We start from the raw sequence: 6,108 nt of genomic DNA on the forward strand, positions 1-6,108 counted from the left end.
GGGGGCGCTGCCCCCGGACCCCTGGTCCTCAATCGCCGGACGGGCTTGAATTTGCGGCGCGTAGGAGCGGAACAGCAGACCGTGGGGGGATTCGGAGGCTCCGCCCCCGGACCCCCGGTCCTCAAACGCCGGACAGGCTTGAAATTGCGGCACGTGCGAGCGGAACAGCAGACCACGGGGGGATTCGGAGGCTCCGCCCCCGGACCCCCGGTCCTCAAACGCCGGACAGGCTTGAATGGTCATCTCGCCTCCCGGAGTTGGAGCGGGGCCAGTTCGTCCGCCACTCCGAATGCCGGGGGGATCGGCTCGTTCGCCAGGTACAGGCGTTCCGCCACCCTGCGCGGGAGCGGGTGGTGCTCGAACTCTCCGTGTACCACCCGGTCCGCCGAAATCGGGCGCGCCCGGAAGCGGGAGATCGACGCGATCTGGAACTGTTCCCGGCCGTGGGACGTCAGGATCGCCAGCTCGCTGATCCTGCGCGAGCCGTCCGCGTGGCGCGTGAGCTGGACGATCACGTCCACCGCGCTGTTGATCTGGTCGCGCAGCGCCTCGAAGGGGATCTCCACCTCCGACATCGAGCCGAGCGTCTGGAGCCGCATCAGCGCGTCCTCGGCGCTGTTGGAGTGGACCGTGGCGAGCGAGCCGTCGTGGCCCGTCGACATCGCCTGGAGCATGTCGAGCGTCTCGCCGCCTCGCACCTCACCCACGATGATCCGGTCCGGGCGCATACGCAGCGAGTTGCGGACCAGGTCGCGGATGGTGATCTGGCCCTTGCCCTCGACGTTGGCGGGGCGCGTTTCGAGGCGGATCACGTGGGCCTGCTGGAGCTGGAGTTCGGCCGCGTCCTCGACCGTGATGATGCGCTCGTGGTCGGGGATCAGGCCTGAGAGCGCGTTGAGGAGTGTGGTTTTCCCGCTGCCTGTTCCGCCGCTGACGATCACGTTGAAGCGGGCCCGCACGAACGCCGAGAGGAGCAGCAGGAGTTGTTCGTCCAGGGTGCCCAGGGTGATCAGTTCGGTGAGGCGGTACGCGCGGGGGAAGCGGCGGATCGTGAGGGTGGGGCCCGTGAGGGAGAGCGGGGGGATGATCACGTTGACGCGCTCACCGGAGGGCAGGCGCGCGTCGACCATCGGGTTCGACTCGTCCACGCGGCGGTTGACCGTGGAGACGATGCGTTCGATCGTCTGCATCAGTTGTTCTGTGGAGGCGAATCGGAGCGGGAGCTGCTCTACGCGACCTGCCCGCTCTACGAAGATCGCGTCGGGGCCGTTCACCATGATCTCGGTGATCGAGGCGTCTTCGAGGAGGGGTTCCAGGACGCCCAGGCCGAGGGCTTCGTCGACCACGCGGCGGATCAACTGGGCGCGTTCGGAGGTGGAGAGGACCGGGCCCTCGCGGCTGATGATGTGGCCCAGGACGCGTTCCAGGCGGGCGCGGCGTTCGGCTGCGGCGAGGGAGGACATCTCCGCGAGGTCGATCTCCTCAAGGAGCTTTGTGCGGTACGTGGCGACCAGGGGGCCGTCCTCGCGGGCGGTCTGGGCGTGCTCCTCGGGAGTGGTGACCATTCGGGAACGCAGGCTCATGGGGTGCCTCCTCGGTCGTCCGTTGGCATCGTGACGGACCTGGTGATCGGGCCGAACGGGTTGATTCCGGGGAGTACGGAGGGAACGGTGATGGTGGCTGTCGCCGTCACCGTGTCTCCGTCACCCGCCATGCCGACGGAGGGGTTGAGCCAGCTGCTGACCGCCGACTGGCCCGAGCCCTGGCCCGATCCGGGGGTCAGGGATTCGCTGCGGGCCGCGGTGCGGGCTGCGGTGCCGGCCTGGTTGGCTGCGTAGCCGATGAGGCCCAGTTGGATGGCTGCCATTCCTACGAAGAGGAGGATCGGGAGGAAGCCGGTGAATTCGAGGATGGAGGTTCCTCGGTCGGACCTCCACCCGGTGCGGCGGGCCGGGGCTGCGGATGTGCGACCCCGCTCGGGGGCGCTGCCCCCGAACCCCCGGTCCTCAATCGCCGGACGGGCTTGATGGATCAAGCCCGTCCGGCGATTGAGGACAAGTGGCCGGAGGCCGCTTGTCGGGAGGAGCCGGGCCCCGGCCCTGGCCCACGACTGTCGGCGCTTCACTCCGCTCCCCCCTCCGCCGCCGCAGCCGCGTTCCCGTCGACCTTCCACGGGAAGTTGCCCGCCCCGGGAAAGAGGATCGGAGTGTTCATCTTTACGTGCGCCCGCCACACCGTGCCGTCGAGCGTGCACGTCGTGTCGGCCGTCCAGCTCGCCGGGAGGCGTTTGTCCGCCGCCGCCGTGCACGCCGCCTGCGGGTCCTCCCCGGATGTCGCCGCCGCCGTGGCCGCCCTCGACGCCTCGTCCGCCGCGTTTCCCGCCAGGGAGAACGTGTAGCCCCACAGCACGCACTGCCACATCGCGATCAGTACGAAGATGATCAGCGGCGCCATCCCCGCGAACTCGATCATCGCCGCGCCCCGGTCGCCGCCCCTCCGCCGCAGGGCCAGGCCCGTGCCCTTCGCGGGGACGGCCGGTGCCGCCGTCTTCGTCAGTTCCAGGTCCGCCGCCAGCGTCCACAGCGCCTGCTTCACCGTCGAGCGCGCGTCCAGGTCCTGCATGCGGCCCGCGTCCACCGCCGACTGGAGCTCCTTGAAGGCGGCCGGGATCGAGACGCGCGAGACCTTCGTGCCCGTGATCCGTTCCACCAGCGGCGGCTGGATCTCCGACGAGCGTGACGCGCGGTTCACCACCGTCGTCGTCTCCTCCGCTTTGCGGATCTGCAGGCGGTCCCACATCCGGACCATGCGCTTGGCCGCGCGGACCGCCACCACGTCCGGGGTGACCAGGAGCAGGGCGCGGTCCGCCATTTCGATGGCGGCGGCGTTGGCGCCGTTCATCTGCGTACCGCAGTCGACCACCACGACCTCGTAGCGGTTACGGAGGGACGAGACCACCTGGCGCGCCACCCGGTCCGTCACCTCCTCGCCCCGCTCGCCGTCGGCAGGCGCCAGCAGCAGGCCGATGCCGGTGGGGTGTGCGTACACCGCGTCCTGGAGCACGCGCGGGGAGATGTCCGCGATGCCCGACAGGTCGACGATCGAGCGGCGGAACTGGACGTCCAGGTACGACGCCACGTCGCCCGACTGGAGGTCGAGGTCGACGAGGGCCACCGTCCGGCCCGATGCGGCTGCCGCCAGGGCCAGTTGGACCGCCGTGAGAGTGGCGCCCACGCCGCCCTTCGCCCCGGAGACCGTGACCACCGTTCCGCCGGGGCCGCCCATCACCTCAGGGCTGCCGCCCAGGTGGCGCCGTACGCCCGTCGACCAGGAGGCCGCGTTCTGGACGCGGGCCGACAACTCCTCGTAACCCAGCGGGAGTCCGACCAGGCCGCGCGCGCCCGAGTCCATCGCCGCGGTGAAGAGCATGGGGCCCGCGTCCGCCGTGATCAGGACGACTCCGCAGGCCGGGAAGCGGAGGGCGACCTCGCGGATCAGTTCCAGCGCCGGGGCCGGGCCGATGCGTTCGTGGACGAGGACCACCTCGGGCAGCTCGTCGATCGAGGCTGACGCCAGGCGGGCGAGGTGGTCGAGGAGGGCGGTGGAGTCGGTGACCGGGGCGTACGGTTCCGCGTCCGGGAGCTGGCTGAGCAAGGTGGTCATGGCCCGGGCCGCGTCGGGGTCGCCGACCGCCGGGAGGATACGGATCGTCACAGGGCCTCCCCTTACTTGTCGCCGTCGAGGGTGTAGCGGCGGTCGGCGGGTGGGACGGTCGGTGTCGTGCCGGGGGCCACGAGCGCCAGGCGGACGTGCGTCGCGAAGGACTCGGCGTACGCGACGCGCTGGGAGTCGAGGGTGCCGAGCGCGAAGGTGATCGGGACGGCCTCGGTGGCGGTGCGGGTGCGGTTGTTGGTGTTGTTCGCGTCCAGGGGCGTGAGCTTGCCCACGTCCAGGACGCGGGCGTTCGAGACGATCACCTCGGAGGTGTTCGGCTTGGCCTTGTTGTCGCCCGCGAACGTCGCGTAGATGTTGACCGTCGAGCCCGGGGTGATCTTTCCCGCGACCCCGGTCGCCGCGTCGATCATGATCGCGATCTCCTGCTCGCCCGCCTTGAGTTCGGGCTGGTCAACGATCATGTCGGACTGGAGGAGCGAGCCCGATTTGAGCTGGGTCACGGCGATCTTCCCCCTGATCCGGGCGAGGTCGGTGACCGCGTTGTCCGAGAGCCAGCGCTTGGGCATCTTCGTTTTCTCGAAGTCGCCCGCGCTGAGCTGTTTGTAGGGGGCTATGTCGTTCTTGAGGCGGTACGCCGTCACCTCGGGTCCGACTTTCGAATTCACGTCGCGTATCACGGCCAGGACGCCGGCGAAGGCCGCGAAGGCGCAGAGGACGGAGAGAAGCAGCAGGATGATGCCGCGGCGCTGGCGTGAGTTCACGGGCGTACTACCTCGTTCAGAACGTTGTGGGGTCTGCTTCGGTTCAACGGACAGTGAGCGGGGTGGTGCACTTGCGCATTACGTCGTGCCGGTGGTCAGTGCGCCCGCCACGCGCGTCTGGTTCGTCCGCCGCTGCTCGGGCGGGGCCGACTGATGCGGCAGCGGGGATGAGCAGAATCCGCACCGGTCGCCGATCAGCTGGAGCCCGCACCAGTGGCAGGTTTCGCGTCTGACCGAGGACACCAGTTGGTGGAGTACGGAGATGTCGGGGATCGCGGATGCGAATTCGACGAGCTTGGGTGTGCCCCACCAGCCCGGCGAATCGGCCGGGAGCGCGGTCTCCAGGAGACCCTGGACACGCCAGGCGGGGGCCAGGGTCGCACCCACCCAGTCGGACTGCAGCTGGCCGCGGGCGACCAGCATGTGCGTACCGAATCCGGGGCCGGGGAGTGCGTCGGACGGCTGTGACGTGAGCTTGAGCAGGTGGGGCGTCGGGGCGGTCAGCACCGCGAACTGCGAGCCGGGGACCCAGGACTTGGCGTGGGACTTGAGCGAGACCGGGACGCGGTCGAGTTTCGTCACCGAGCCCAGCAGCGCGCCCGCGTAGATGTAGTGCGAGAGCAAACGGGCGGCGGAGGCGATGACACCGGGGCTGAAGTCGCAGATGGAGAGCTGGCGGAGCTGGCGTACGAGAACGGCGACCGCCAGCGGCGGGAGGTCCAGCGGGAGCAGGGCGATCCGGTCGCTCTCCAGGACCGAGCGGACGGTGTGCAGCCGGTGGACCGCGGCCGGTGCGAGGGAGTTCGGATACACGACGACCACGTACCCATGTTGTTCGAGAAGCGTGTGCATCTCGGCGAGCGAGCCTTCGAGCGACTGGACCGCCGGGGGCTGGAGGACTGCCGCGAGCGGGGTGTGGTGGTCGGGCGGCGGCAGGACGAGATCGGGGCTCGTCACCGCTATCGCGGTTGGCACGTTGTGTTCCCCCGTTCACGGTGTGTGTCTCCAGCAACAGCACTGTATCCAGGCAGGCCGGACCAAGGACCCCCAACAGGGCAATATTCATTGGATCTTGGTAGAAGCGGGGCGTTCGATTCCGCCGATCCTCCTGGGGTCTTGACAACTCAATTGGTCTGGACCAGCTTGTACGACCAACGGTGGCCACCGTCTCCTCCCCCGACTCCCCCACCCCCCGGAGGCTCCACGTGGACCGATCACCCCTTCTCCGCAGATCCTGGATGGGCGGAGCCGTAGCGCTCATCGCCGCCGGCGCGGCCTCGCTCACCGGCCTGGCGACCAACGCCCAGGCCGCCGACATCAACGTCGCCAAGAACGCGGGCTTCGAGTCCGGGCTCACCGGCTGGACCTGTACGGGCGGCACCGGGTCGGTGGTCACCTCGCCCGTGCACGGCGGGACTTCGGCACTGAAGGGCGCCGCGACCTCGTCGGACAACGCGCAGTGCTCGCAGACGGTCGCCGTGCAGCCCAACTCGACGTACACGATGAGCGGCTGGGTGCAGGGGGCGTACGTCTACCTCGGCGCATCCGGCACCGGCACGACCGACGTGTCCACGTGGACCCCGGGGGCCACGGCCTGGACGAAGCTCTCCACCAGCTTCAAGACCGGCGCATCGACGAAGTCGGTGACGGTCTACACGCACGGCTGGTACGG

The 6,108-nt window shown here is 69.6% G+C and carries 6 protein-coding genes; 1 reads left to right on the forward strand and 5 read right to left on the reverse strand.

Going from position 1 to position 6,108, the window contains the following annotated elements:
• Positions 1 to 239 precede the first annotated feature (239 nt).
• From J0695_RS25235 to J0695_RS25255, 5 genes are all read right to left on the reverse strand, one after another.
• The gene (locus J0695_RS25235) at positions 240 to 1,583 is read right to left on the reverse strand and encodes a TadA family conjugal transfer-associated ATPase (RefSeq protein WP_206965571.1); all 1,344 of its coding nucleotides are present in this window, start codon (positions 1,581 to 1,583) and stop codon (positions 240 to 242) included.
• Positions 1,580 to 1,867: a hypothetical protein gene (locus tag J0695_RS25240; protein WP_242553160.1), complete on the reverse strand. Its 288-nt coding sequence runs from the start codon at positions 1,865 to 1,867 to the stop codon at positions 1,580 to 1,582. The genes J0695_RS25235 and J0695_RS25240 overlap by 4 nt, the downstream gene beginning before the upstream one ends.
• A gap of 254 nt (positions 1,868 to 2,121) precedes the next feature.
• The gene (locus J0695_RS25245) at positions 2,122 to 3,714 is read right to left on the reverse strand and encodes a CpaE/TadZ family protein (RefSeq protein ID WP_206965573.1); all 1,593 of its coding nucleotides are present in this window, start codon (positions 3,712 to 3,714) and stop codon (positions 2,122 to 2,124) included.
• Between the two features lie 11 nt (positions 3,715 to 3,725).
• On the reverse strand, positions 3,726 to 4,436 hold the full coding sequence (cpaB, locus tag J0695_RS25250; protein ID WP_206965575.1) for a Flp pilus assembly protein CpaB: 711 nt from the start codon (positions 4,434 to 4,436) through the stop codon (positions 3,726 to 3,728).
• 78 nt (positions 4,437 to 4,514) lie between these two features.
• On the reverse strand, positions 4,515 to 5,411 hold the full coding sequence (locus J0695_RS25255; RefSeq protein ID WP_206965578.1) for a hypothetical protein: 897 nt from the start codon (positions 5,409 to 5,411) through the stop codon (positions 4,515 to 4,517).
• A 263-nt stretch (positions 5,412 to 5,674) separates the two neighbouring features.
• Here J0695_RS25255 and J0695_RS25260 point away from each other — a divergent pair.
• Positions 5,675 to 6,108 (forward strand): carbohydrate binding domain-containing protein (locus J0695_RS25260; RefSeq protein ID WP_206965582.1); only part of this gene is annotated, 434 nt, incomplete at its 3' end.

Origin of the sequence: Streptomyces beijiangensis (genome assembly GCF_017315755.1) — a bacterium.
Classification (GTDB): domain Bacteria; phylum Actinomycetota; class Actinomycetes; order Streptomycetales; family Streptomycetaceae; genus Streptomyces; species Streptomyces beijiangensis.